General features: G+C 41.3%; 19 protein-coding genes and 1 tRNA gene. 7 read left to right on the forward strand and 13 right to left on the reverse strand.

Annotated elements, in window-relative coordinates; translation table 11 throughout:
• Positions 1–85 precede the first annotated feature (85 nt).
• Positions 86–2,359 (forward strand): NADP-dependent malic enzyme, encoded by a 2,274-nt coding sequence (locus tag AC3CAU_RS13765; protein ID WP_424621828.1) that lies wholly within the window; start codon positions 86–88, stop codon positions 2,357–2,359.
• An 86-nt stretch (positions 2,360–2,445) separates the two neighbouring features.
• A complete protein-coding gene (locus tag AC3CAU_RS13770; protein WP_447053425.1) occupies positions 2,446–3,681 on the forward strand; it encodes a multifunctional CCA addition/repair protein in 1,236 nt (411 codons plus the stop codon).
• A gap of 150 nt (positions 3,682–3,831) precedes the next feature.
• On the opposite strand, the gene epmA is transcribed toward AC3CAU_RS13770, so the two are convergent.
• The 5 genes from epmA to AC3CAU_RS13795 all read right to left on the reverse strand — a co-directional run bounded on the left by epmA (position 3,832) and on the right by AC3CAU_RS13795 (position 10,262).
• Positions 3,832–4,818, reverse strand: coding sequence for an EF-P lysine aminoacylase EpmA (epmA, locus tag AC3CAU_RS13775; RefSeq protein WP_447054330.1), 987 nt, complete (start codon positions 4,816–4,818; stop codon positions 3,832–3,834).
• A 2-nt stretch (positions 4,819–4,820) separates the two neighbouring features.
• On the reverse strand, positions 4,821–5,888 hold the full coding sequence (locus AC3CAU_RS13780; RefSeq protein WP_447053426.1) for a 4-phosphoerythronate dehydrogenase: 1,068 nt from the start codon (positions 5,886–5,888) through the stop codon (positions 4,821–4,823).
• A 236-nt stretch (positions 5,889–6,124) separates the two neighbouring features.
• Positions 6,125–7,354: a CaiB/BaiF CoA transferase family protein gene (locus AC3CAU_RS13785; protein WP_447053427.1), complete on the reverse strand. Its 1,230-nt coding sequence runs from the start codon at positions 7,352–7,354 to the stop codon at positions 6,125–6,127.
• A 44-nt stretch (positions 7,355–7,398) separates the two neighbouring features.
• Positions 7,399–8,805 (reverse strand): MFS transporter, encoded by a 1,407-nt coding sequence (locus AC3CAU_RS13790; protein ID WP_447053428.1) that lies wholly within the window; start codon positions 8,803–8,805, stop codon positions 7,399–7,401.
• A 233-nt stretch (positions 8,806–9,038) separates the two neighbouring features.
• Positions 9,039–10,262 (reverse strand): acyl-CoA dehydrogenase, encoded by a 1,224-nt coding sequence (locus AC3CAU_RS13795; RefSeq protein ID WP_447053429.1) that lies wholly within the window; start codon positions 10,260–10,262, stop codon positions 9,039–9,041.
• A gap of 249 nt (positions 10,263–10,511) precedes the next feature.
• Here AC3CAU_RS13795 and AC3CAU_RS13800 point away from each other — a divergent pair, with 249 nt between their 5' ends.
• Positions 10,512–11,462, forward strand: coding sequence for a LysR substrate-binding domain-containing protein (locus tag AC3CAU_RS13800; protein WP_447053430.1), 951 nt, complete (start codon positions 10,512–10,514; stop codon positions 11,460–11,462).
• Between the two features lie 361 nt (positions 11,463–11,823).
• Here the strand turns inward: AC3CAU_RS13800 and AC3CAU_RS13805 are convergent.
• Positions 11,824–11,913, reverse strand: a tRNA-Ser gene (locus AC3CAU_RS13805).
• 90 nt (positions 11,914–12,003) lie between these two features.
• Positions 12,004–12,498, reverse strand: coding sequence for a transcription elongation factor GreB (gene greB / locus AC3CAU_RS13810; RefSeq protein ID WP_424619307.1), 495 nt, complete (start codon positions 12,496–12,498; stop codon positions 12,004–12,006).
• Positions 12,499–12,863: 365 nt separating this feature from the next.
• Between greB and AC3CAU_RS13815 the strand changes: the two genes are divergently transcribed.
• Positions 12,864–13,973, forward strand: a complete 1,110-nt coding sequence (locus AC3CAU_RS13815) for an MltF family protein (RefSeq protein WP_131215423.1) — start codon at positions 12,864–12,866, stop codon at positions 13,971–13,973.
• Positions 13,974–14,032: 59 nt separating this feature from the next.
• Here the strand turns inward: AC3CAU_RS13815 and AC3CAU_RS13820 are convergent, their stop codons facing one another.
• Entirely contained in the window at positions 14,033–14,416 is a 384-nt protein-coding gene (locus tag AC3CAU_RS13820; protein ID WP_131215425.1) for an SCP2 sterol-binding domain-containing protein, read from the reverse strand.
• A gap of 215 nt (positions 14,417–14,631) precedes the next feature.
• Positions 14,632–15,552, reverse strand: a complete 921-nt coding sequence (gene ttcA / locus AC3CAU_RS13825) for a tRNA 2-thiocytidine(32) synthetase TtcA (RefSeq protein WP_131215427.1) — start codon at positions 15,550–15,552, stop codon at positions 14,632–14,634.
• Between the two features lie 500 nt (positions 15,553–16,052).
• Between ttcA and AC3CAU_RS13830 the strand changes: the two genes are divergently transcribed.
• Both AC3CAU_RS13830 and htpX read left to right on the forward strand, forming a co-directional pair.
• Positions 16,053–16,919 carry a lytic transglycosylase domain-containing protein gene (locus AC3CAU_RS13830; RefSeq protein ID WP_447053431.1) on the forward strand — a complete coding sequence of 289 codons (867 nt, stop codon included), beginning with the start codon at positions 16,053–16,055 and terminating at the stop codon, positions 16,917–16,919.
• Positions 16,920–17,061: 142 nt separating this feature from the next.
• Positions 17,062–17,967, forward strand: a complete 906-nt coding sequence (gene htpX, locus AC3CAU_RS13835; RefSeq protein ID WP_131215431.1) for a protease HtpX — start codon at positions 17,062–17,064, stop codon at positions 17,965–17,967.
• Between the two features lie 66 nt (positions 17,968–18,033).
• Here htpX and AC3CAU_RS13840 read toward each other — a convergent pair whose 3' ends face one another.
• The 3 genes from AC3CAU_RS13840 to AC3CAU_RS13850 form a co-directional block, all read right to left on the reverse strand.
• Entirely contained in the window at positions 18,034–18,384 is a 351-nt protein-coding gene (locus tag AC3CAU_RS13840; RefSeq protein WP_447053432.1) for a VOC family protein, read from the reverse strand.
• 19 nt (positions 18,385–18,403) lie between these two features.
• Positions 18,404–18,994, reverse strand: a complete 591-nt coding sequence (locus AC3CAU_RS13845) for a DUF4112 domain-containing protein (RefSeq protein WP_447053433.1) — start codon at positions 18,992–18,994, stop codon at positions 18,404–18,406.
• 251 nt (positions 18,995–19,245) lie between these two features.
• Positions 19,246–22,347: a multidrug efflux RND transporter permease subunit gene (locus AC3CAU_RS13850; protein WP_447053434.1), complete on the reverse strand. Its 3,102-nt coding sequence runs from the start codon at positions 22,345–22,347 to the stop codon at positions 19,246–19,248.
• A gap of 542 nt (positions 22,348–22,889) precedes the next feature.
• Between AC3CAU_RS13850 and AC3CAU_RS13855 the strand changes: the two genes are divergently transcribed.
• Positions 22,890–23,264 carry a diacylglycerol kinase gene (locus AC3CAU_RS13855; RefSeq protein WP_131215440.1) on the forward strand — a complete coding sequence of 125 codons (375 nt, stop codon included), beginning with the start codon at positions 22,890–22,892 and terminating at the stop codon, positions 23,262–23,264.
• Positions 23,265–23,356: 92 nt separating this feature from the next.
• Here AC3CAU_RS13855 and AC3CAU_RS13860 read toward each other — a convergent pair whose 3' ends face one another.
• Positions 23,357–24,958, reverse strand: a complete 1,602-nt coding sequence (locus tag AC3CAU_RS13860) for an isocitrate lyase (protein WP_447053435.1) — start codon at positions 24,956–24,958, stop codon at positions 23,357–23,359.
• Between the last annotated feature and the right edge of the window lie 72 nt (positions 24,959–25,030).

Genomic DNA, 25,030 nt, shown 5'->3' on the forward strand with positions numbered 1-25,030 from the left:
CACAACAAATGTTATATTCAATCAAATTAAGCAAAAAACCACCACCAGCTCGGGCTGGGCAACTCAAGCAACAATAGAGATACAGATGGACGATCAATCATTAAAACAGCAAGCTTTGTACTACCACGAATATCCAACACCAGGAAAAATCAGTGTTACGCCAAGCAAACAGCTGGTCAATCAACATGACCTTGCACTTGCTTACTCTCCAGGTGTTGCAGCACCATGTTTAGAGATTGAACGTGACCCATCAACAGCAGCACTCTATACCGCACGTGGTAACTTAGTGGCTGTCATTACAAATGGTACGGCAGTATTAGGTCTCGGAAATATCGGTCCTTTAGCGTCTAAACCGGTCATGGAAGGTAAAGGCGTACTGTTTAAAAAATTCGCAGGTGTAGATGTATTTGACCTCGAAATTGCAGAAAATGATCCTGATAAAATTGTGGACATCGTAGCTGCATTAGAACCAACTTTTGGTGGTATTAACCTTGAAGATATCAAGGCACCAGAATGTTTCTATATTGAGAAAAAACTTCGTGAACGCATGAATATTCCTGTGTTCCATGATGATCAACACGGTACATCAATTATTGTGGGTTCAGCTTTACTCAATGCCTTGCAACTGACTGGCAAAAAAATTGAAGAGATTAAAATTGTCGCTTCTGGTGCGGGTGCAGCTGCATTGTCTTGTCTAGATTTACTTTGCGCTTTAGGTGCAAGCAAACAGAATATTACCGTTGCCGATTCACGCGGTCTGCTTACCACTAAACGTGACAATCTGGATGAATCAAAAAAACGCTATGTACAAGACATTGAAGGCACCCAATTAGCAGATGTGATTGCTGGTGCAGATATGTTCTTGGGGCTTTCAGCGGCAGGCATTTTGACCAAAGAAATGGTTAAAGTGATGGCGGAAAATCCGATCATTTTTGCTTTGGCAAATCCGGATCCAGAAATTCTGCCTGAACATGCGCATGAAGTTCGTCCTGACGTGATTATGGCGACTGGTCGTTCAGACTATCCAAACCAGGTAAACAATGCCCTTTGTTTCCCGTATATCTTCCGTGGTGCCTTAGACGTGGGCGCAACCACCATCAATGAAGAAATGAAAATTGCCTGCGTACATGCAATTGCACGTATGGCACACATTGAAGCAGATGCAGCATCTTATGGTGAAAAATCAGCATCATTTGGTCGTGACTATTTAATCCCACGTCCACTGGATCAGCGTCTAATTCTTGAAATTGCACCTGCGGTAGCCAAGGCGGCCATGGATTCTGGGGTTGCGACTCGTCCGATCCAAGATTTCTCTGCATATCGTCAAAAATTGTCTGAGTTTGTATACAACTCTGCATTTATGATGAAACCGATCTTTGCTCAAGCAAAAACAGCGCCTAAACGTATTGCTTATGCTGAAGGTGAAGATTTACGTGTGCTGCGTGCAGTTCAAATTGCGGTTGATGAAGAATTAGCATTCCCTATTCTTGTCGGTCGTACGGCGGTTATTGAAGCAAATATCAAGAAACTGGGCTTGCGTCTTGAACACGGTGTAAACATCGAAATTGTGGATCAGGAGAAAAACCCGAATTACGAATTGTTTGCGGATGATTACTACCAAATCATGCAACGTAAGGGCGTAACACCTGAATATGCACATCGTGAAGCACGTCGCCGTTCTACCCTGATTGCTGCAATGTTAGTGAAACATGGTCATGCAGACGGTATGCTTTGTGGTACCTATTCAAGCTATGACATTCACCTAGATTTCGTGAAAAACGTGATTGGCTTAAAAGAAGGTCGCAGCACGTTCTTTACTCTGAATGCATTAATGCTTCAAGACCGCAACCTGTTCATTGCCGATACCTATGTAAATACCAACCCAACAGCTGAACAGTTGGCGGAAATGACTATTTTGGCAGCTGAAGAAGTACGTCGTTTTGGTGTGATTCCACGTATTGCATTATTATCGCATTCAAGCTTTGGTTCTGACCAGACGGATGCAAGTGCACAAAAAATGCGTAAAGTATTTGAAATTTTAAGTGAAATAGCACCTGAACTAGAAGTCGAAGGTGAAATGCACGGTGATGCTGCACTAGATGAAAATATTCGTCATTTTGCATTCCCGAACTCACGTTTCAAAGGTTCTGCAAACCTACTCATTATGCCAAATCTGGATGCAGCCAACATTTCATTTAACCTGTTAAAAGCAACTTCAGGTAACAATGTAACGATTGGTCCAATTCTATTGGGTGCTGCAAAACCTGTCCACATCTTGACACCGACTGCAACCACACGTCGTGTGGTAAATATGACTGCGTTGACTGTAGCTGAAATTCAACAGTCACAAGAAGGCTAGTATTACTTTAGCGAAAAGCTAAGGTTCTTTACTTGAGAAAACCTCTATTCTGTAGCATGATTGCTTGAAGAATAGAGGTTTTTTTCATGCGAGTTTATTTAGTAGGCGGTGCAGTACGTGATCACTTACTCGGCCACCCCTATCACGAAAAAGATTATGTGGTTGTTGGTGCAACACCTGACCAACTTCTGGCTCAGGGCTATCAACCGGTGGGTAAAGATTTCCCTGTTTTTCTCCATCCCCACACAAAAGAAGAATATGCTTTAGCCCGTACCGAGCGCAAATCTGGTCGGGGTTATCATGGCTTTGAATTTCATACAGATACCAGTGTAACGCTTGAAGAGGATCTGATCCGTCGTGACCTGACCATTAATGCGATGGCTATGGATGAAGATGGCAACGTATACGACCCTTATAAAGGGCAGCAAGATCTAACAGATCGAATATTGCGTCATGTATCTCATGCTTTTGTCGAAGATCCGTTGCGGGTTTTACGCATTGCACGCTTTGCCGCACGTTATAAAGCACTTGGATTTACGGTTGCACCCGAAACTTTGGCACTGATGCAACAACTGGCTGAATCGGGTGAATTACAGGCATTGCCGCCTGAACGAGTATGGAAAGAAACCTCTCGTGCCCTGATGGAAAATCACGCCGACGAATATTTCGAAGTGCTACGTGCCTGTGGTGCTTTAAAAGTGCTATTTCCTGAATTAGATGCGTTGTACGGCGTTCCACAACGTCCTGAATATCATCCGGAAATTGATTGTGGCATTCATACCATGATGTCACTACAACAAGCCTGTAAAGCCAACTATTCACTCGATGTACGCTTTGCTGTTCTGGTTCATGATTTAGGAAAAGCCCTCACGCCAACAGAGGAATTACCGCGTCATATCATGCATGAAGAACGTGGCATAAAACCGGTCACCGAAGTGTGTGATCGGCTCAAAGTTCCCACAAATACCAAACAGCTTGCCCTCGCAGTATGTAAAGAACATTTAAAATGTCATCAAGCTTTGAATCTTAAACCGGGCACTTTATGGCGTTTATTACAACGACTAGATGTATTACGCCGTCCTGAACGTGTTGAAGCATATGTTCAAGCCTGTGAATGTGATTCACGTGGTCGCTTAGGTCTAGAAGACCGTGAATATCCGCAATCGCAATATGTGTTAGATGCAATGGAAGTGGTTCGTAGCATTAAAGCACAGGATTTACCACCTGATATTAGTGGTCCTGATATTGGGGAAATGTTGATTCAACGGCGTATTCAAGCAATTGAAGAATTAAAAGCCCGACAGATCGTTGCTGCAGTATAGCTCATAAAAAAAGCTTCTCAAAAGAGAAGCTTTTTTTATGTTAGGAGGATGATAAAAAATCTTCCCTTTGCACAGCAATGCTGCTCACCTTTATAAAGGGAGAGAAAGAGGTCCTCTTTATCACAGAAGGATTCAAGGAGGTTATTTATATCAAGATACCTCCGCAGGGAAAGTAATGACTTTTTCCAGTTTCATCTGTTGCGTCGCAACCATCAATAAACGGTCAATGCCTAAAGCAATGCCTGAACATTCAGTCATATGCGGTAAAGCCGCGAGTAGATATTCATCAATCGGCATCACATGCAAACCGAGCTTTTCACGCTCAAGATTATCTGCTTCAAAACGGGAGCGTAAAATGTCAGCATCAATCAGTTCATCATAGGCATTGGCTAATTCTAAACCTTCAATATAAAGCTCAAAACGTGCTGCAACCTGTTCACCTTCTTCATCAACTTTAACTTTGGCAAGTGATGCCATTTCCGGTGGAAAATCGGTTAAAAATACCGGCGTATCAAAACCCAAACTCGGTTCAACCATATGTGAAAATAACAGGTCGATATAACCCAAGCGATCATCACCCAAATCCAGATTTAAACCCACACGATTACAGCAGCCTTTCAGCTGCTTTAAGCTGGCTTGTAATGGATTGAGATCCAGACGGTCCATAAAGGCATGTTTATAACTTAAAATCGTTGGACGGACTTCGCTAAAACGATGCGTCAAAGTCACATTGAGCAAATCGGTGACTTCAAACATCAGTTCTTTCAAGCTTAAATTGGGGCGATACCATTCCAGCATGGTGAATTCACTATTGTGTTTTCGCCCATGTTCATCATCCCGAAAGACTTTACAGATTTGGTAAATCGGGCCACTGCCACTAGCCAGTAACCGCTTCATGGCAAATTCAGGTGAAGTTTGCAGATAATGGGTGTGTTTACGACCACCGAGATGACGCTGAGTCTGAACTGAGGCTAGATGCACATCTGTTACACCCGCTTGTGACAATATTGGGGTTTCTACTTCAAGCACATTACGTTCAGCAAAAAACTGCCGGATTTGAGCATACATTTTGGCACGGGCTTTTAATGCTTTAATATCGCAGGTGGGTTGATAATTGATGCTTGCTGTATTTGCCATACTCATGCTTTCGGGCCTCCGTGCGCTGCCCATTCACGGCGTAAGGGATAGGTTTTACGCAAATAATCAAAGGCTCTTTGATGCACTTTACCCTCTTTCAAACAGGCTCGCAGGTTGGCATCGTCACGGGCAATATCATAAATGTGAGCAAGATACTGTTTTAGCACCGATTTTAAATCTTGATCTTGAAAATATTGCTCGCAGACCGGCAATTGAGTTTCAAACTGCTTATCTGCTACAAAATTAAAAGTTTTGCAAAAGGCATCGTAAATCATTTGCGTGCCACGTGCTTTGCCTTCCAGACTATAACCCGCAATATGCGGTGTCACTAAACGAATCAGCTTTAACAGTTGTTCCGAAATTTCTGGTTCATGTTCAAATACATCTAAAACTACTGGGCGATTGGTCTGTTCAATATCCGCAATCAGGGCCGCTTCCTCAATCACAGGTCCACGTGCTGAATTAATCAAGATGGCTTCAGGCTTCATTTGTGCCAAAGCATCCGCATTGATCAAATGAAAAGTTGGATGCTCCCCGGTTTTGGTTAAGGGTACATGAATAGAAATGGCATCCGCTGTTTTTAATAATTCTGCTAATTCAACGTGGGTGATATTTTCACAATTCACAAAAGGATCGTGACCAATCACATTCCAGCCGAGCAATTTTGCCATATAAGCCAAACGTAAACCGACATTACCTAGGCCAATAATACCGAGGGTGAATTGTTCATTTCTCTCGATTAAATTCGGTTGTAAATATAGCAGTGCTGTAATCACATACTCAGCAACTGCCTGTGCATTACACCCTGCCGCATTTGACCATGCGATATTGTGTTTTTCTAACCCAGGAATATCCAAATGGTCGGTTCCAATGGTGGCACTACCGACAAATTTTAAATTTGTATCTTGAATAAGTGGTTCATTTACTTGGGTCACAGAACGCACCAGTAAGGCTTCAGCATCCTGTACATCTGCATGGGTTAAAGTCCGCCCTGCTGCTTGTTGAATCTCGCCAAAATCTGCAAAGAAATATTCGGTAAAGGCCAGATTCTCATCCGCAACGATTTTCATAGTACGTTCCAATGACATGAAGACCGCTATGATAACGCTTAGCGGCAAATCTGACTATGCAAGTTAATTATAGAGCTGATGCTTTAAGCGATATAAGTAAATGAATATCCGAAATTTTAATAGCTTTCCTGCTCAGTAAGCCCCAACCAAAATACAATTCCCCCTCCAAAAAAAAGACCAAATCTGGTCAAGAATTCGGTCAAAGGAGCAAATGAAATAGGAGTGAATAATGCTAACTAAGCCACTGCACCATCAATAATACCCTGCGCTTTTAAAGCTCTTAATTCATCCTCAGTTTTAAATTGCGATAAAATCTTTTCAGTATGTTCACCTAACTGTGGTGCAGCATGCTTATATTCAACTGGGGTATCAGATAGTTTCATCGGTGAACCGATCATTTTAAAATGATCATTCAATGGATGTGCGACCTCCACCACCATGTCACGCGCTTGAATTTGTGGCTCATTCAATGCCTCTTCGATTGAGTTAATCACCCCGACCGGCACTTTAACTGCATGAATTGCAGTCACCCATTCTTGGGCATTTTTAGCCAAGAAATATTCCGACAATAAGGGAATCAATTCATCACGATGTTTAACCCGATCCTGATTACGTTGGAACTTTTTATCTTCTAATAATTCAGGCAACCCAATCGCAATACACAAATCTTTAAACTGTTTGTCATTGCCACAGGCAATAATAAATTCTTTATCTTTAGCCTTAAAGGTTTGATACGGCACAATATTCGGATGGTTATTTCCCATACGCTTTGGAGATACACCGGTAGTGAGATAATTCATGCCTTGATTGGCAAGTGTAGCCACCTGAACGTCTAATAAGGATAAATCGATATATTGACCACGACCGGTATGTTGACGTGCCAGTAAAGCGGCCTGAATCGCAACGGTTGCATATAAACCTGTTTGAATATCGACGACTGCAACACCGACTTTTTGCGCACCACCACCGGGTAATTCATCTTTTTCACCGGTGATACTCATCAGTCCAGACATGCCTTGAATAATAAAGTCATAACCCGGTTCTTCTGCACGCGGTCCAGTCTGACCAAATCCGGTAATCGAGCAATAGACCAAGTTCGGATTCAGTTCATTCAAAGACGCATAATCCAAACCGTATTTTTCTAATGAGCCTGCTTTATAGTTTTCAATCACCACATCGGCCGTTTTGGCAATTTCCCGAATCAGTTCCTGACCTTGTTGACTTGCAATATCTATTGCGACCGAATATTTGTTGCGGTTAGCGCATTGGTAATAACCCGATTCACGAGTTGCAGTACCCTGATTATCCAGCATCCACGGTGGTCCCCACATACGGGTGTCATCACCCATTTTGGGACGTTCAATTTTAATTACTTCAGCACCCAAATCTGCCAGAATCTGCCCACACCATGGACCTGCCAGTACACGGCTTAAATCTAAAACGCGAATTCCTTGTAATGCACCCATGTTCTACTCCAAAAGCCAGCAGACGACGCTGCTGGCTATTTTTATTATTTAGCGGTAAGCGTTGTGTCTGTTGTTGCCACGGTACTCGGTGTTTTCTCTTCTGTATCTGTTGCTGTTACCAATGAAGATTGCTGTGGATCATACTGACGTTCACGGATAAACAAGCCTGGAATCACACCGGCAATAAAGTAGGCTGCACCCATCACAATAAATGCCATAGTAAATGAACCGCCTGCCGCAATAATACCGATGGTAGCAGGTGCAATTGCCGCGCCTAAACGTCCCATGTTATATGCACCGCCAATGGCTGTACCACGTACATCGGTCGAGAAAGTTTCCGCCATATACGTTGCATTTACCCCATAAGGAATTCCGTAAAGAAAACCGAAGGTAATTAACAGGTAAGCAATATTAGTTGGCGTGTTAAAAAAGATAATCACGGGTAAAAATGCAGCTGTCGCAACGGTTCCAAAAACAAAGGTTGCCCGACGACCCAATTTGTCTGCCGCATAGCCGGCAATAATTTTACCCAGAATCATTGCTGTATATGCACCGACCATATAGCCTGTTAAAGCTTTGAAGTTCATATTCAGTTCAGTTTCTAAATAGGTTGGCATCCAGTTATTGACACCGTAATAGCCAAACTGCAAAAAGGCAGCGGTGCTCATCCATAACAAGAACATTTTGCGGTGCTGGGTATGTCCAAAGATACGTTTATACACACTTTCAGAAGAAGCTTTGACAGTGATGGCTTCAGTTGTAGGCTCAATTTTCAATTCTTTACGTTTAAACTGTTCAATTTTTGCTTCCTGCCAAGATGCAGGTTCAGGCACAAAACGCATGAAAATCAGCGCGAAGGCAGCCGGAACAATGGTCACATAAAACAGCATACGCCAACCATGATCAGGAATAATTGCCCCTGCCAACAAAGTCGCCACGATATAACCAACGGTTTGACCGGTCTGTAATGTGCCTAAAACAGTGGTACGATACTTGGTTGGTACATATTCAGCCATCAGCGTATTACACGCCATGTAGAGCGAACCCAATCCAAATGCGCCAATAAAACGTAGAGTCATGAACTGCTCATAACTTTGGGTGAATCCCAAAATACAGGTCATGATCGAAAAGAAAACCACAGACCAGGCAATGGTTTTTACCCGGCCAAATTTGTCACATGCCCATCCACCGGTAATTCCGCCCAGCGCCATCCCGGCAAGTGATGAACTTCCCAGCATACCGGCCTGAAATGAAGTCAGGCCAAACTCAGCTTTTAAACTGGTCAAACTGAATGACAACAGCATGATGTCAACACCATCAATCACCAGAGAAATAAATGCAAAAACAAATGCAATTTTCCAGGTGTTTTTATGAATGCGGTGCGCTGTACCTATATTGGAGGGTAATTTTCTACTGAGCGTTCCTGCTCCAGCCTGCCTATCATTATTCATTTCCATATCCCTCATTTTCCCAAATGAGTCATCGGCAGTCTTATTGTTTCTCTACATTGGCCTGAGGTTCTTTATTATTTTTCTATCATTCCATTTGAACTTTAAGCGTGAAAATGCAAAGATTTACAAGAATGTTTCACGATGAATCCTTTAATTTAAGTTAATTATTAATTTTTTGAGACCAAACATCTCTAGGATGTCCACGAATAGACATCCTGAATTGAAGAATTCAATTAATTACCGAACGCAGCAATGCCAGTTTGTGCACGACCCAGAATCAGGGCATGCACGTCATGGGTGCCTTCATAGGTATTGACTACTTCCAGATTGACCAGATGACGGGCCACCCCAAACTCATCACTGATGCCGTTGCCCCCGAGCATGTCACGCGCCAGTCGGGCAATATCCAGCGCCTTGCCGCAGTTGTTGCGTTTGATCAGTGAAGTCCCTTCAACCGATGCAATGCCTTCATCTTTCATCCGGCCAAAACGTAAGGCAACCTGTAAACCCAGTGCAATTTCAGTTTGCATATCCGCCAGTTTCTTCTGGATCAGCTGGTTGGCCGCCAGTGGACGGCCAAACTGTTTACGGTCCATGGTGTATTGATGGGCAGTATGCCAGCAGAATTCAGCCGCCCCCATCGCGCCCCAGGCAATGCCGTATCGGGCACTGTTCAGGCAGGTAAACGGACCACGCAGGCCGCGAATTTCCGGGAAGGCATTTTCTTCAGGTACAAACACGTTATCCATCACGATTTCACCAGTAATCGAGGCACGCAAGCCGACCTTGCCGTGAATCGCCGGTGCAGACAGCCCTTCCCAGCCTTTTTCCAGAATAAAGCCGCGGATCTCGCCGACATTACCTTCTTTTGAAACCTCTTTGGCCCAGACCACAAACACATCGGCAATCGGACTGTTGGTGATCCACATTTTTGCACCAGTTAAACGGTAACCGCCCTCGACCTTTTTGGCCCGGCTAATCATGCTGCCCGGGTCAGAACCATGATCCGGCTCGGTCAAGCCGAAACAGCCGATATATTCCCCAGTGGCCAGTTTGGGTAAATACTTCTGTTTCTGTTCTTCCGAGCCAAATTCATTAATTGGCACCATCACCAGCGAGCTTTGTACACTGGCCATGGAACGGTAACCCGAATCGACATATTCAATTTCACGTGCCACCAGGCCATAACTGACATAGTTCAGCCCTGCACCGCCATACTGTTCCGGAATGGTGGGACCCAACAGGCCCAGCTCACCCATCTCACGGAAAATGGAAGCATCGGTTTGTTCATGGCGGAACTGTTCCAGGACACGCGGCAACAATTTACCCTGGCAATAGGCCTGGGCAGAATCACGAATCATGCGCTCTTCTTCTGTGAGTTGCTGCTCGATTAAAAATGGATCTTGCCAGTTAAATTGAACTTTTGCTGTTTTTTTGATATTGATCATTTGATTCATCGCGTCCTCTGCTCGATATCATGTTGTATTTATCTGAATCGATGCTAGGGGGGAAAAAAGATTCTTTCAAACGATAAATTTTCATGCAGATATACCATTTACGCATATCTTATTTTAAGCAGGTAGATAACAAGGGAGTTAGCGAATTTATTTGTCAGATATTATTCAATTTCTAGACTAAAGTTGAATAGGTTTCGCATCTTCATATGTCATTTTAAAATATCTAGTTTCAGATAAAAAGATTTATCTATGCGTCGTCACATCCCATCATTACAAAGTTTATTATGTTTTGAGTCTGCGGCGAAACATGCCAGTTATACCCATGCCTCACAAGAACTGTGTATTACCCAAAGTGCGGTGTCACGGCAAATTCAACGACTCGAAGAATTTCTAAAGCTTGAATTATTCACCCGTACCCGACATGGCGTCGAACTCACCCTTGCAGGACAGCAATATTACAGTCTGATCAAACCCTATTTACTGGGTCTGGAGCAAAGTACTTTAGATATTATGGCGCACAAAGGTCTAGGCGGAACGTTAAAATTAGGTGTGGTTCCTACATTCGCTACCTGTTGGCTGCTCCCTAAATTGCATCGCTTTAATGAAATTTATCCTGAAATTACCGTCCATTTGGAAACCAGCACCAAACCCTTTCTGTTTAATGAAACCATCTTTGATGCAGCCATATATGCAGGAACACCTCAGCAAATTGCGCATTGGCCAGACGTACAAACCCATTATTTAATGAAAGAAGACCTGATTGCTGTTTGTTCCCCCCAGCTTATTTTAAAAAACTTTCCCGATGCACAAATGATTAATGAATATAACTATGATTTAAGCCCTGAACAACTCACCCAACTTCCACTGTTACAACAAACCACCCGCCCTAGCATTTGGCAGGAATGGTTTAAAACCCATCAAATTTTTTATCCGAAATCTGACATGGGTCATCGGCATGAACTGTTTTCCATGTTAGCGGTAGCGGCCAAACAATCAATGGGTATGGCACTCATTCCACAAATCCTGATCGAGTCAGAACTTCAAAACAAAGAATTGGTCATCGCATCAAGTAAAAAACTCGAAGGAAGCCGTTCTTATTATTTAGTGCATTCTAGTCGAGAGTCCTCTCCTCTGATCCAAAAATTTATTGATTGGATTCAACAAGAATTACTGCTTTCATCAACCAAAGATGATGGATAGAAATATAGAGGAATAAAGCAACTCATTCCGATGCTTATTTAGTTCAACTGAGATATCAATAATGAATTGAAATCGTGTTATTGAAGTGTTTTTTAATCGCGCTCTGCTGTGTATTTTTATACTTTGCGAAGCTAATTTTCCGTTCCTTGATCACTCACGGTAATCAAATCTCAATAAGTGCTCACTTAAAGACTTTCACATTTGATTTTTTTTAATTAATGACATCGATATCTAGTTAATGTTCATCAATTCTACTTCCCCATAATATCATTCAAATTTTTTCTTTATTTATTCTTTAGTTTTTTATGAATAAAAAAATTAGGCAATAAAAAACCCCGATTAATAATCGGGGTTTTGAATTTGGCGGAAGCGGTGAGATTCGAACTCACGGAGGACTCACACCCTCGTCGGTTTTCAAGACCGGTGCATTAAACCGCTCTGCCACGCTTCCAATGGCGGCTATGATATAAATAAAACCCCATCTTGGCAAATACTTTTCTATGTTTTCCTTATCAACCGCTTAAAATAAAAACAAAATATATTAATTTTTTGAATTTTCAGGTATTTCATAACGAATTTGATTGATATACCACTGTTTCTTACCTAATGGAGTTAGCACCTCAACTTCATCATTGACTTGTTTTCCGAGCAAGGCACGTGCCATAGGCGAATCAATCGAAATATGCTGTGGATGATGATCATAAATTTCATCCACACCAACAATACGTAAAGTTTTTTGGTCGCCTTCTTCATTCTCAATTTCCACCCAAGCGCCAAAATAAATTTTTCCTTCTTGTTCAGGTGAAAAATCAATAATTTTAAGCTCTTCTAAACGCTTGCCCAAGTAACGAACACGACGGTCGATCTTACGTAAAATTTGTTTATTGTACTGGTAGTCAGCATTTTCCGATCTATCGCCTAGACTCGCCGCCCAGTTTACTTTTTTGGTAATTTCTGGTCGTTCTTCATGCCACAAATGTTGTAATTCTGCGACTAATTTATCATGCCCAGAACGTGTAATTAAGTTAGATTTCATAGTCTCTTTTGATATTTTACTGACATTTTGTTTACAAGAATGGTCTATTTTATCCGCTATTTACACATAACTAAAGTTTATAAAATTAATTCTTCAATTAAATTAATTCCTTATGTTACATATCTCCAAAAACTTTAGTACAAAATTTGACAAGTTTATTTTTCACCCTTATTATTCGCGCATGTTCTCAAATCGTCTATTTTTTAATCTGTGTAGAAATTCTACATTATTCTCCTTTTAATCCAATGTCATTTTTGAATGACGTCATGACTGCCCTACCCTTATTGAATTTATCAAACTTGAAGAAGCTTGAGGCATGTGCGCCTTTGCTTTTTAGGGCATAAATTACTTGTAGCGGAGACAACATGCACAGTAGTTCAACTTCTGGAGTGAGGCTTTGCCTTAACTCTTTAAAATCTTCTCTCTCATTAAAAATTCTTGCATTCAGTACCTTGTTAATCCCGTTTCACAGTATTAATGCAAGTAAATCGTCCCAGTACGATTCTGTAGTTAACGGCAAGCAACTCACCGTCGTTTCAGTCGAAAATTCGACCACCGTATTTAAAGATGGTGCGCATCTACATGGTTTTGGTTATGACTTGGCACGCAACTATGCCAACAGCTTAAATGTTAAGCTGATCTTTAGAACCGTACCGGATAATGCGACTGCACTCAAATGGGTATCCCAAGGTAAAGCCAACTTTGCCATGACCACCGCAAATCTCAGTTCAATTGAACAGAAGCGTTTAACTTCTTTTTCTGCAACTTGTGGTGATATGGGCAGCTTGAAACAGAATGGCTTGAATACCAATCTGAACTGGGTGTTTAAACATGCAGATGATCCACTCACCCAAACTGCGAGTGGTTTTGTCTGCAAAGGCAAACAATCGGGTGCAATTCGACAACTTGCTTCATTCTATAACCAGAATGTAGTAGAAGAACAAGCTTGGGATACTATTCAGCGTGATCTGAATAAGCGTATGCCGATTTATAAAGCCAGCTTTAAAACTACTGCAGCTAAATATGATTTAGACTGGCATCTGTTAGCAGCGATTGGTTATCAGGAGTCTTACCTGAAACCTAATTCCGTCTCGCCTACTGGTGTGCGTGGTTTAATGATGCTCACCAACAATACCGCAAAGGCTATGGGGGTCAGTAACCGAACTGATCCTACCCAAAGTATTGAAGGTGGAGCAAAATATTACGACCAGATGTTAAGCCGCTATTCAGACGTACCTTTTCCTGACCGCAACTGGTACGCACTTGTGGCTTATAATATGGGGCCAGGTGCAGTAAATCAGATTCAGAAACGCATTCGGGCACAAGGTAAAAACCCAAATAACTGGGTTAATCTGTACAGTTATTTGGATAAAAATAAGGCCAGTAATGGACGTTATCGTCAAGCAGTACAATATGTGACACGTATTCGTGCCTATTTAGAACATATTAAAACTTCAGAGTTAGTGAATATTTAATATATCCTAGATATAAAAAAAGCTTACCTTTGGGTAAGCTTTTTTATGCTTAAAATTTCTTAAGTTGTTTGCTCAAGCACTTTCTTAAATAAATCTTTTTGTTCTTGGCTTGGCTTGGCAGTTTGTAAAGCCATCAATTGTGACATATCACCTTGAACCTTAATTTTCCCGGTCATGAAGGCTTGCATAGCAGCAGCCATATCAAATTCCAGGAATACTTTACGAAGGGTTTCACCATCCATATTCAAAGTGGTTTTCGCATTTGGAGATAAACCTTTTTTGATTGCCCCACCATCCAAAGACAATTCTGTATTGCCTTGTACATCTGTAACCACCAAGTTAATTGCTAAATTTGCCAATGCAGGTGGCAAGTTTAAATCACCCGCTTGCGCAGTTAAGGTTTCTACAGTTGAAAACCAATCATCAGTTAAAAAGGTAGGCATGATCTTTCCTCAATTTATTCGTTCATTTGTGTCGCCTATCCAGACAACATCTTTGTGAAGCTATTTATGCTTGAGGATTGTTATAGCATGTAAAATTGTTTTCTGCTTAAAGTTTTTTGCACGATACGTTCAATTTTTATATTTCTAATACATTATTTAACTGAATCAAATATATAAATAGACACCAATCCTAAAACTGATGTCTACCACAACGATTATTCAGCAGCAAAGCCTAAGTTCACCATATTAATACGTTTGCTTTGCGGTTCCTCTTCTGTTGAACAGCTACCGGTAAAATCAATTTCACGTTGTTCATCTAAAGCTTCAAAGTCGAACAGTTCACGATCGGCCAGTTGCGAAGGCGATACATTTTGCATGGCACCGAAAATACTATGTAAACGCTTCGGATACTGTGCATCCCATTCACGCAACATATTATTAATCATGGCACGCTGTAAATTTTCCTGTGAACCACACAAGTTACACGGAATAATCGGGAACTGACGCATTTCTGCATATTTAATAATGTCTTTTTCTTCCACATACGCCAGTGGACGAATCAGAATATTTTTCTTGTCAGATGACAACAGTTTTGGTGGCATAGCTTTTAAGCTACCGCCATGAAACAGATTCAAGAAGAAAGTTGCCATAATGTCATCACGGTGATGACCTAAAGCTACTTTGGTCGCGCCAATTTCTTGGGCAAAGCCATACAGTGAACCACGACGTAAACGCGAGCAAACCGCACAATAGGTTTTACCTTCAGGGGTCAACTTTTTGGTAATGCTGTAGGTGTCTTTTTCCAGAATGTAATATGGAATGTTATTTTCTTCCAGATAACGTGGTAAGACATCTTCAGGAAAACCTGGCTGCTTTTGGTCTAGGTTCACCGCAACAACATCAAAGTTTACGGGTGCAATCCGTTTGAACTGCAACATTATATCCAGTAAGGTATAACTGTCTTTACCACCAGAAATACATACCATCACCTTGTCACCTTCTTCGATCATTTTAAAATCACGAATGGCATGACCGACTTGGCGGCGAAGCTTTTTCAACAAACGGTAATATGCCGAACTTGTTGGCAGTTCTGGTTTGAAATTAAATCCTTGTTCGGACTCAACTGGCGAGTACATAGACGAGATTTACCCATAAATAAAAATACCGCGCAATTTTAGCCGATTCAGAGTTAACAAGCACCAAAAGAATGTAAATTCTGAAAATTGATCTTCATTGTCATTTTCACGTAATCAAGCAAGTGTTATTTTAGACGTTAGAGTTCAAATTTTATGCACAACGCTTACCAATTGTACTTTTCCACAGTTGTCCACAAAACCTGTGGATAACTTTGTGGATTTCAAAAGGCTTGACAAGGTGTCTGTCCTATTATTTAAGGCTTCTATTTAAATTGATCATTTTTTGATCAATTTAAATATTATTAATAATCAGTATGTTACTGGTGTCAAGTTATCCTGATTAAAAAAAAAATTAAAATATTTTTTGATTACTCTCTCTACAATTAGCACTTGCTTTTTACAAACTTGTTGAGAAATTAATTCTACAAAGCTTTTTATTCTGTTTTTTTTTGTTAAACTCCTGTTGAACTGTTTGGAGCAGATTTTTTCTAAATAAAAAAATGAAAAATAACCTTGTAAGTATCGGTCTTTATTTGTTGGGGTATGTAACAGTTAGTTTGGTTGCATCGAGCAGTTATGCCGGTCAAACTATTTATCAGTTAAAAGAGTCAAATGGAACTACCTTGCTCACCAATAAACAGAGCCGCTATAGCCATTTGAAAGTAGAAAAAAAGACTTACTACCCTGACAGTAATATGCATAGTTATAGTAACTGGGGAAGTTCAGAAGCTTCAGTTTTGCCCAGCTACAGTCGAAATAAAAATGCATTTGACCCGATTATTAAACAAGCAGCATCGCAACATGGCATTTCTGAAGGCTTGATTAAAGCAGTCATGCATACTGAATCCGGTTTTAACGTCAATGCACGTTCTCCAGTCGGTGCACAAGGATTAATGCAACTGATGCCAGCAACGGCGCGACGCTTTAATGTTTCAAATGCTTATGATCCTCATCAAAATATTATGGGGGGGGCAAAATATTTGTCTTGGTTAATGAAACGCTTTAACGGTAATACCTCCCTGGTTTTAGCCAGTTATAATGCGGGTGAAGGCAATGTTGCCAAATATGGCGGCATCCCTCCCTTTAAAGAAACGCAGGATTATGTAAGACGGGTCAGCAGTCGTTATAGCAACTTATACTCTAGTGGAATTGCTGGCAGTAACGGTTCAAGTAGCGATTCCTACTCGAATAATGCAAAAATTATTGCGCAATCTTCCCCTGATGAGTCTTCTTCCAGCTCGACACCGCACTATAGCGTGCAACGCCAAATTATTATGGCCTCTGATGGGAGTTTTACGGACGCACCTATAGGCTCTTACGCCACGGCACATGCCACGGCTTCAGCAAAAATTTCAATTAGCGACTAATAAAGTCATTTTTTTAATCCGCCTCATCCAACAGAATTACTTATTTTTCTTCTTGAATTTTTAAGACTTACACCTCATATTTACTAACATGATTTTTGATTCATAAATCAGATTATTTTTTTATTATAAGAGGATTCTCTCAATGATGCGGATTGGTTTGTTCTTGCTTACCAACCTCGCGGTACTGGTTGTAGCTGGCATTATTTTGTCACTCTTCGGTGTCGGTAGTTACCATGGCGCGGGTGGCTTAAATCTAGGCAACCTATTGGTCATCTGTTTTGTCTTCGGTATGGTTGGTTCTCTCATTTCCCTGTTCATGTCAAAATGGATGGCGAAAAAAACTACTGGGACAGAATTAATTGACCCAAATGCGCCTCGTAACCAAGCAGAAGCATGGTTATTACAAGAAATTGCGCAATTGTCGCAACGCGCTGGTATTAACATGCCAGAAGTGGGTATTTTCCCTTCTTATCAGTCCAATGCTTTTGCCACAGGTTGGAACAAAAACGACGCTTTAGTAGCCGTTTCAACGGGTTTACTCGAACGAATGAACAAAGACGAACTTCGTGCGGTACTTGCGCATGAAATTGGTCACGTTGCCAATGGTGACATGGTGACCCTTGCCTTGATCCAAGGTGTGGTCAATGCCTTCGTGATGTTCTTTGCACGTGTCGTTGGTGACTTTATTGACCGTAATGTGTTTGGTCGTGAAGACGGCGAAGCACCGGGTCTGGCCTACTTCGGTATTACCATCGTCCTAGATATCGTGTTTGGTATTTTGGCATCTTCTATTGTCATGTGGTTCTCGCGTCAGCGTGAATATCGTGCCGATGAAGCGGGTGCTCGTTTAGCCGGTAAACAAGCCATGATTTCTGCATTATTACGTTTACAGGCAGAATCAGAATTGCCTGATCAAATGCCTAAAGAAATGAAAGCATTTGCAATTGCGGAAGGTAAGGAAGAAGGGTTCAGCTTGGCAGCTTTATTCCAGACCCACCCAACGATTGAACAACGTGTAGCTGCCCTACATCAGCTTAACTGCCCATAATATGGTTTGATTAAAAATATTGGTTAATTAAATTGAATATCAAAAAGTCTCCACATGGAGGCTTTTTTAATGCTGCTGAATACAACGCAACAGACTGCCGTTGATATCAATAACATAGAACATCTCTATTTCAGTTAAGTGTTCTATAGCAGTGATTCGTGCTAGTGCAAATGCAGACCAATTTAAACCCTGCCACGCATGATAAAGTGCTGCCAAATCCTGAACACGAATACACGCACTATGCCAAGAAGTTTCTGGCTCCAGCTCGGGATGATGGAAAAACTCTAAACTCAAACTACCCCGATTTAGAATCAGCCATTCTTTTGATTGATGCAAACATTGAAAACCGAGCATACGATAAAAATCACAAGTGTCTTCAACATTGATTGCAGGTAAGTTTGCAGCAATATAATCCATAGATCTTATCCACTAAAAATCAAAAAGTATTCATAGCCGGAAACCATTGCCATAACCAGCTCAAACCGAACCACATCGCAATCAGCATCAATACTAAAACGATTGCACCTAAAAGATCAGGAATATGTAACCACAACCAAGCTACCACAGGATTTCGCCAAAAAGCCGAGCTCTGCTGTTTACGCTCTAAACTTTCATGCAGAAATGGATGAACCACATGTGAATCACTACCAATCTGGTATTCCTCTCGGATATGCTCATGCACAATCGCTAAAGCTTTACGACTGGGACGAATAAAAATGTCAAAAACCGTTCCTACTACAGGGACAAAACCCACCACTGCATCCAGCATAGCCAGTTTCATCACCGGATTAAGCTTGCTTTGTGGTACCCCTATTTGCTTGGCCTTATAAATGGCATAACAGGTCAAGACAAAACCTGCGACATCTCCGGCAATGGGAATCGTACTTAAAGCAGCATCTGCCCCGACGCCTTGTTTAGTAAACGGAATACGTACCACAGAGTCCATCATATTGGCAAACTTGGCTAAATCCCGTTCGAGGCGCACAACTTCTTGCTGACTGAGTTTTTTTTGTTGTTGCTCTGGCATAAGCCTTAATTCCCAGGAAAGCATTATCTAAACACTTGAGATTACATCATATCTTTTCTTATCGCTGTGTATCGATATGATTAATACAGCAGTTCAATGATCGAAAATAACAAATAAGGATGAATAACCAGACTCCTATATTTGCCGATATGACTTTTTATCATCTGGCTGCTGCTGCATGGCTCATAACTGCAGCACCCCTCACCCAATAAGCATCTTTAAGATCATACTTATGAGATGATGGAGAGTGTTTAAGATTCCTGTTGAGCTTTACCTTTAAATACAGTTCGGATCAGAACATACATAAATGGAATAAAAATCAGCACCAACACGGTCGCAAAAATTACCCCACCTAAAACACTCACTCCAATTTCCTGGCGGCTAGCAGCCCCTGCACCAAAGGCAAAGACCAATGGAATTACCCCTGCACCAAAGGCAAGCGAAGTCATCAGAATTGGACGCAAACGCAGGCTTGCACCTTCCAAGGCGGCTTCAATCACACTGCGCCCCTGATCCTGAGCCAGCGATGCAAACTCAACAATTAAGATGGCATTTTTACAGGACAGGCCAATGGTGGTGAGCAGAGCAATCTGGAAATAAATGTCGTTGGGAAAACCGACAAAATAGCTGAACAGGATATTTCCGCCAATCCCTAAAGGAATGGCACTCATCACAGCACTAGGAATCGACCAGCTTTCATAAAGTGCAGCCAAGCACAGGAAAATAAAGCCAATTGAGATCAGATACAGCAACAAGGCCTGATTACTGGACTGTTTTTCCTCATAAGATAAACCGCTCCATGCCACATCAATACCGGGCTGCTGTCCAACCAGTTTGGCAACATCTTGCATGGCGAGGCCTGAACTCACATCTTTTGCAGTATCGGCTTCCATTTGCAGCGCGGTATACCCCATATAACGGTTCACTACTTCAGGCCCCCCACTCCAGGTCACATTGGCAAAATTGCTAAATGACACCATTTGATTCAGATCATTGCGCACATACCAATACTGCAAATCTTCAGGCTTGGACCGGAATTCGACATCCCCCTGCATCATCACGCGTTTAATCCGGCCACGATCAATAAAGTCATTGATATAACTGCCGCCCCAGGCACTGGACAAAGTACTGTTAATTGCAGATTGTGAGAGTCCGTTGGCCATAGCCAGTTTTTGGTCTACATTAACTTTCAGTTCGGCTTTATCCGGATTGGAACGTTTATCCAGATTTTCAAAAGTGGAATATTGTTTTGCCTGTTCCTGAAGTTGCTTAAATTGAGTGTCCAAAAATTGACGTCCCTGACCATTAACATCGCGAATCCAAAAATCCAGTCCATCAGTTTGACCTAAACCACTGACCGAAGATGGCATGCTGACGTTAATTTGTGCATTGGGGTTTTTTTTGAAATATTTTAAAGCACGTTCGCGAATTGCTTGTGCCGAGTTTTCTTTACCAGAACGCTCATCCCAATGTTTTAAGGCAATAAAACCCTGACCCAGATTCTGTCCCGTGCCGGAAAAATTACGTCCATAGCGAATCATCACTAAATTCACGTTATCTTTTTCATGTTCCAGAAAATATTGTCGAATCTGTTCACCAATTTCACGGCTTTTCGACATCGGTGCACCATCGACCAATTTAAACTGTACGCTTAAAATGCCTTGGTCTTCACTTGGAATAAAACTGGTCGGTAAGGCACGATAAAATAAAGCAAAGACACTGATGAGTGCGGCAAAAATGACTAAGCAAATCGCTTTATGCTGAATGGTAAGAGTAGATAATTTTAAATAACGATGTTTTAAAGCATCCAATTTTTGATTAAACCACAGCGCCCATTTGGCCGGTTGTGGATTGGGCTTTAAAATCAGTGCACATAAAGCAGGCGTTAAAATAAGGGCAACGGCCAGAGATAAGGCCATGGCTGCAACCAAGGTAATTGAGAATTGGCGGTAAATTACTCCGGTTGAGCCACCAAAAAATGCCATGGGAATAAATACAGCAGTCAGCACCAGGGTAATCCCGATCAATGCACCACTAATTTCTTGCATGGACTCTATCGACGCTTGTTTCGCCGTTAATTGCTTTTCATGCATCAAGCGCTCGACGTTTTCAACCACCACAATGGCATCATCAACCAAGAGTCCAATCGCCAGTACCAAGGCAAATAAAGTTAGGGTATTAATGCTCATGCCTAACACATAGAGCACAGCCATGGTACCTAAAATGACCACAGGTACGGTAATGGCAGGAATAAGTGTCGCTCGCCAGTTTTGCAGGAAGATGAACATCACTACAATTACCAGCAATATGGCTTCAAACAGTGTTTTGACTACTTCCTTAATGGACTCTTGTACAAAGGGAGTGTTATCGCGTGGATAAACCAGTTTGTAGCCTTCAGGCAATTGTGTCGAAAGACGATCGACCTCCGCTTTAATTAAGGCTGAAGTGGCCAAAGCATTGGCACCCGAAGCTAAGGAAATCCCCATTCCGGCAGATTCAAAACCATTAATGGTATTGAATGATTGATAATTTTCTGCACCTAACTCAATACGTGCGACATCTTTTAAATAGATAAAACTTCCATCGCGGGCAGATTTGACAATAATATTTTCAAATTCAGGCACGGTTTTTAAACGTGAGCCTGAAGTCACTTTAGCATTTAGGTATTGGTCTTTGAGAGTGGGTAAATCACCAATTGCCCCAGCAGCGACTTGGGTATTTTGTGCTTCGATTGCTGCCCGAATATCACTGGGCATTAAATTGTATTGTTTTAATTTTAAGGGATTTAACCAAATCCGCATTGCATATTGCGAACCAAAAACATCAACTTCACCCACGCCTTCAATGCGCGCCAAATCTTCTTCTAAATGCGTCATCATATAATCTGACAGTGCAATATTGTCACTTTTACCCGAGGCGTCGTACAAGCCAATGACCATATGGGTATCGCCAAGGGACTTAAATACATTCACCCCCTGACGTTGTACATCCTCAGGTAAACGATTCACTACCCCGTTAATTGCATTTTGTACTTGAACTTGTGCGGTATCAGGATCTGTGCCATTTTCAAAACTAATGCTGATTCGACTACGACCCGATGAATCACTACTTGAACTAAAATAAAGCAGATGATCAATACCTTTAATTTGCTGTTCTAAAACTTGGGTAACACTTTCTTCGACTGTTTCTGCTGAAGCACCATTATAGGTTGCACTCACCGTAATGCGTGGCGGTGCAATATCAGGATAGCGCTCCACAGGCAAATTCAGCACCGCAAAAATCCCAAAAGCCATCACAATAATGGCCAGTACACCGGCAAAAATAGGTCGTTGAATAAAAAATTTCGACAGCATATGACTTGATCGCAGGTTAAAGAAGTGATGTTGCTATACCTTAGAATGAATTCTAAGATCGCTTATTAAGGTTGATATTCAGTGACTAAAAATCAAAATACAATAACATTTAACAGAAAAAACAATTTTTGTCATAAATAAGGAGAAACTATGAAGATATGCCATTTGATCTGGAATTATCCGCCAGTTCATTCCCTATCTTCTTTCATCAGACTGTTAATCCTTGCTTGAACAGGATTGCTTTTTAAATCCACCCTCAACAGCTGAAAATAGATTCACTTTATTCAATTCAATATAAGCAACCCTTAATTCAATCTAAATTTAATTAGATTCACTCAGCTCATAGAAACATCACCCAAGAATATAGTTTTTAGGATTCAAATTGAGAGAGATAGCAACCTGATAGATGCAAAAGAACTATTCTTAACATTTTGATGTTACATATTTTTATCATAAGAAAATTTAATCATAAAGCATTTGAAATTAATCTCTGTTTAATAAATCTGTTCTATGGTGTCTGAAATTGATGAAAATTTTTTGTTATGAACTCATATTCCCCCTTTAAAGGCAAAACCGGTTTTAAGCGTATTATCCATGCCACTCATTATTCTTTTTCGGGTTTTAAAACTGCATTCATTAATGAAGCTGCCTTTCGTCAAATTGTATTTATAAATTTGATTCTAATTCCTGCGAGTTTTTTTCTTAATGTATCCCGTGTAGACCAAGCCGTGATGATTGCGGTGTGTTTGTTGGCACTGATTGTTGAATTATTTAATTCAGCGATTGAAGCAGTGGTGGACCGTATTTCTTTAGAAAAACATGAGCTTTCAAAAAGTGCTAAAGACATGGGTAGTGCTGCGCAATTTGTTGCACTGGCGATTATTTTCTTTACTTGGCTGATTATTTTAGTACCCTAAGATTTTTTACTCCCTATCAAGTTATTTACTATATAAAACAATTATAAAAAAACCCTGCTTTCGCAGGGTTCTTTTTGAATCATTCGGGAGGATTAACCACCGAATTGGTTCATTGTGTTTTTAGCGTCATCACCCGCTTTAAGCGCGTTGTCACCAGCGAAGATTTCTTTGTGATCATCACCGATGTCAGAACCAGCCATTGCTTGGTGTTTAACACATGCGATTGAACCGCGGATTTCTTTACGTTGTACGCCAGCAACATAAGCAAGCATACCTTGATCGCCGAAGTAACCTTTAGCAAGCTCATGTGTAGAAAGAGCAGCTGTGTGATAAGTCGGAAGTGTGATCAAGTGATGGAACACACCCGCTTCACGAGAAGCATCTGCCTGGAATGTACGTACTTTTTCGTCAGCGTCAGCAGCCAATTCAGTTTCGTCATACTCAGCGCTCATTAATTTAGCACGGTCGTATGCAGATACATCTTTACCTTCAGCAACATAACGGTCATAAGTTTGTTGACGGAAGTTTAAAGTCCAGTTGAATGATGGGCTGTTGTTGTAAACAAGCTTAGCATTTGGCACTGTTTCACGTACACGGTTAACCATGTGAGCGATTTCGTCAACGTTTGGAGTCGCAGTTTCGATCCAAAGTAAGTCAGCACCGTTTTGAAGGCTAGATACGCAGTCAAGTACAACACGATCAATTTGAGTGTCAGCACGGAACTGGTAAAGGCCAGAAGGTAAACGTTTAGGACGGTGTAATTTACCATCGCGTTTGATTAGAATTTCGTCTTCTTGCGCATCAGCGATGTCAATTTCAGAAGTTTCTAGGAAACCGATGTATTGAGAAGCGATGTCGCCTGGCTCTTTAACCACTGGGATTTTTTGAGTCAAGTCAGCGCCTTCAGAGTCAGTACGCGCAACGATGATACCGTCATCAAGACCCATTTCTAAGAATGCATAACGTAATGCATGGATTTTAGCGATGAAGTCTTCATGTGGAACAGTTACTTTACCTGCTTGGTGACCACATTGTTTCGCATCAGATACTTGGTTTTCGATTTGTAGTGCACAAGCACCCGCTTCGATCATTTTCTTAGCTAACAAGTAAGTTGCTTCTTCGTTACCGAAACCAGCATCGATGTCCGCAATAATTGGTACAACGTGAGTTTGGAAACCGTCGATTTGTGCAGTGATTTCAGCCGCTTTAGCAGTATCACCCGCTTCGTTTGCTTTTTTAAGCGCACGGAACAAGTCGTTTAATTCTTTCGCATCAGCTTGACGTAAGAAAGTGTAGATTTCTTCAATCAAAGCAGGTACTGAAGTTTTTTCGTGCATAGATTGGTCAGGAAGCGGACCGAATTCTGAACGAAGTGCAGCAACCATCCAACCAGATAAGTAGATGTAACGTTTGTCGGTGGTACCGAAATATTTTTTGTTCGCAATCATTTTTTGTTGTGCGATGAAACCGTGCCAGCAACCCAAAGATTGAGTATATTTGCTAGAATCAGCATCATATTCAGCCATATCACGACGCATAATAGCAGCAGTATATTTAGCAATATCTAAACCAGTTTTGAATTGGTTTTGCATTTGCATACGCGCAGCATCTTCTGGGCTGATATCGCGCCAAGTGTTGCCGAATTTTGCTTTTAATTCGCGGATTGCGTCAATCGCTGTTTGGTATGTAGTCATGATATTTTCCTGTATATAATTTTAGGATTTCATCAATCAAAGGACTAAATCTGCAAGATATTGATTTGTTCA

Source organism: Acinetobacter sp. GG23, assembly GCF_057766365.1.

Bases quoted from the DNA above. Each gene is read 5' to 3' on its own strand.
- AC3CAU_RS13765 (WP_424621828.1), top strand. From the start codon at position 86: ATGGACGATCAATCATTAAAACAGCAAGCTTTGTACTACCACGAATAT.
- AC3CAU_RS13770 (WP_447053425.1), top strand. From the start codon at position 2,446: ATGCGAGTTTATTTAGTAGGCGGTGCAGTACGTGATCACTTACTCGGC.
- epmA (WP_447054330.1), bottom strand. From the start codon at position 4,818: ATGGCAAATACAGCAAGCATCAATTATCAACCCACCTGCGATATTAAA.
- AC3CAU_RS13780 (WP_447053426.1), bottom strand. From the start codon at position 5,888: ATGAAAATCGTTGCGGATGAGAATCTGGCCTTTACCGAATATTTCTTT.
- AC3CAU_RS13785 (WP_447053427.1), bottom strand. From the start codon at position 7,354: ATGGGTGCATTACAAGGAATTCGCGTTTTAGATTTAAGCCGTGTACTG.
- AC3CAU_RS13790 (WP_447053428.1), bottom strand. From the start codon at position 8,805: ATGAATAATGATAGGCAGGCTGGAGCAGGAACGCTCAGTAGAAAATTA.
- AC3CAU_RS13795 (WP_447053429.1), bottom strand. From the start codon at position 10,262: ATGAATCAAATGATCAATATCAAAAAAACAGCAAAAGTTCAATTTAAC.
- AC3CAU_RS13800 (WP_447053430.1), top strand. From the start codon at position 10,512: ATGCGTCGTCACATCCCATCATTACAAAGTTTATTATGTTTTGAGTCT.
- greB (WP_424619307.1), bottom strand. From the start codon at position 12,498: ATGAAATCTAACTTAATTACACGTTCTGGGCATGATAAATTAGTCGCA.
- AC3CAU_RS13815 (WP_131215423.1), top strand. From the start codon at position 12,864: ATGCACAGTAGTTCAACTTCTGGAGTGAGGCTTTGCCTTAACTCTTTA.
- AC3CAU_RS13820 (WP_131215425.1), bottom strand. From the start codon at position 14,416: ATGCCTACCTTTTTAACTGATGATTGGTTTTCAACTGTAGAAACCTTA.
- ttcA (WP_131215427.1), bottom strand. From the start codon at position 15,552: ATGTACTCGCCAGTTGAGTCCGAACAAGGATTTAATTTCAAACCAGAA.
- AC3CAU_RS13830 (WP_447053431.1), top strand. From the start codon at position 16,053: ATGAAAAATAACCTTGTAAGTATCGGTCTTTATTTGTTGGGGTATGTA.
- htpX (WP_131215431.1), top strand. From the start codon at position 17,062: ATGATGCGGATTGGTTTGTTCTTGCTTACCAACCTCGCGGTACTGGTT.
- AC3CAU_RS13840 (WP_447053432.1), bottom strand. From the start codon at position 18,384: ATGGATTATATTGCTGCAAACTTACCTGCAATCAATGTTGAAGACACT.
- AC3CAU_RS13845 (WP_447053433.1), bottom strand. From the start codon at position 18,994: ATGCCAGAGCAACAACAAAAAAAACTCAGTCAGCAAGAAGTTGTGCGC.
- AC3CAU_RS13850 (WP_447053434.1), bottom strand. From the start codon at position 22,347: ATGCTGTCGAAATTTTTTATTCAACGACCTATTTTTGCCGGTGTACTG.
- AC3CAU_RS13855 (WP_131215440.1), top strand. From the start codon at position 22,890: ATGAACTCATATTCCCCCTTTAAAGGCAAAACCGGTTTTAAGCGTATT.
- AC3CAU_RS13860 (WP_447053435.1), bottom strand. From the start codon at position 24,958: ATGACTACATACCAAACAGCGATTGACGCAATCCGCGAATTAAAAGCA.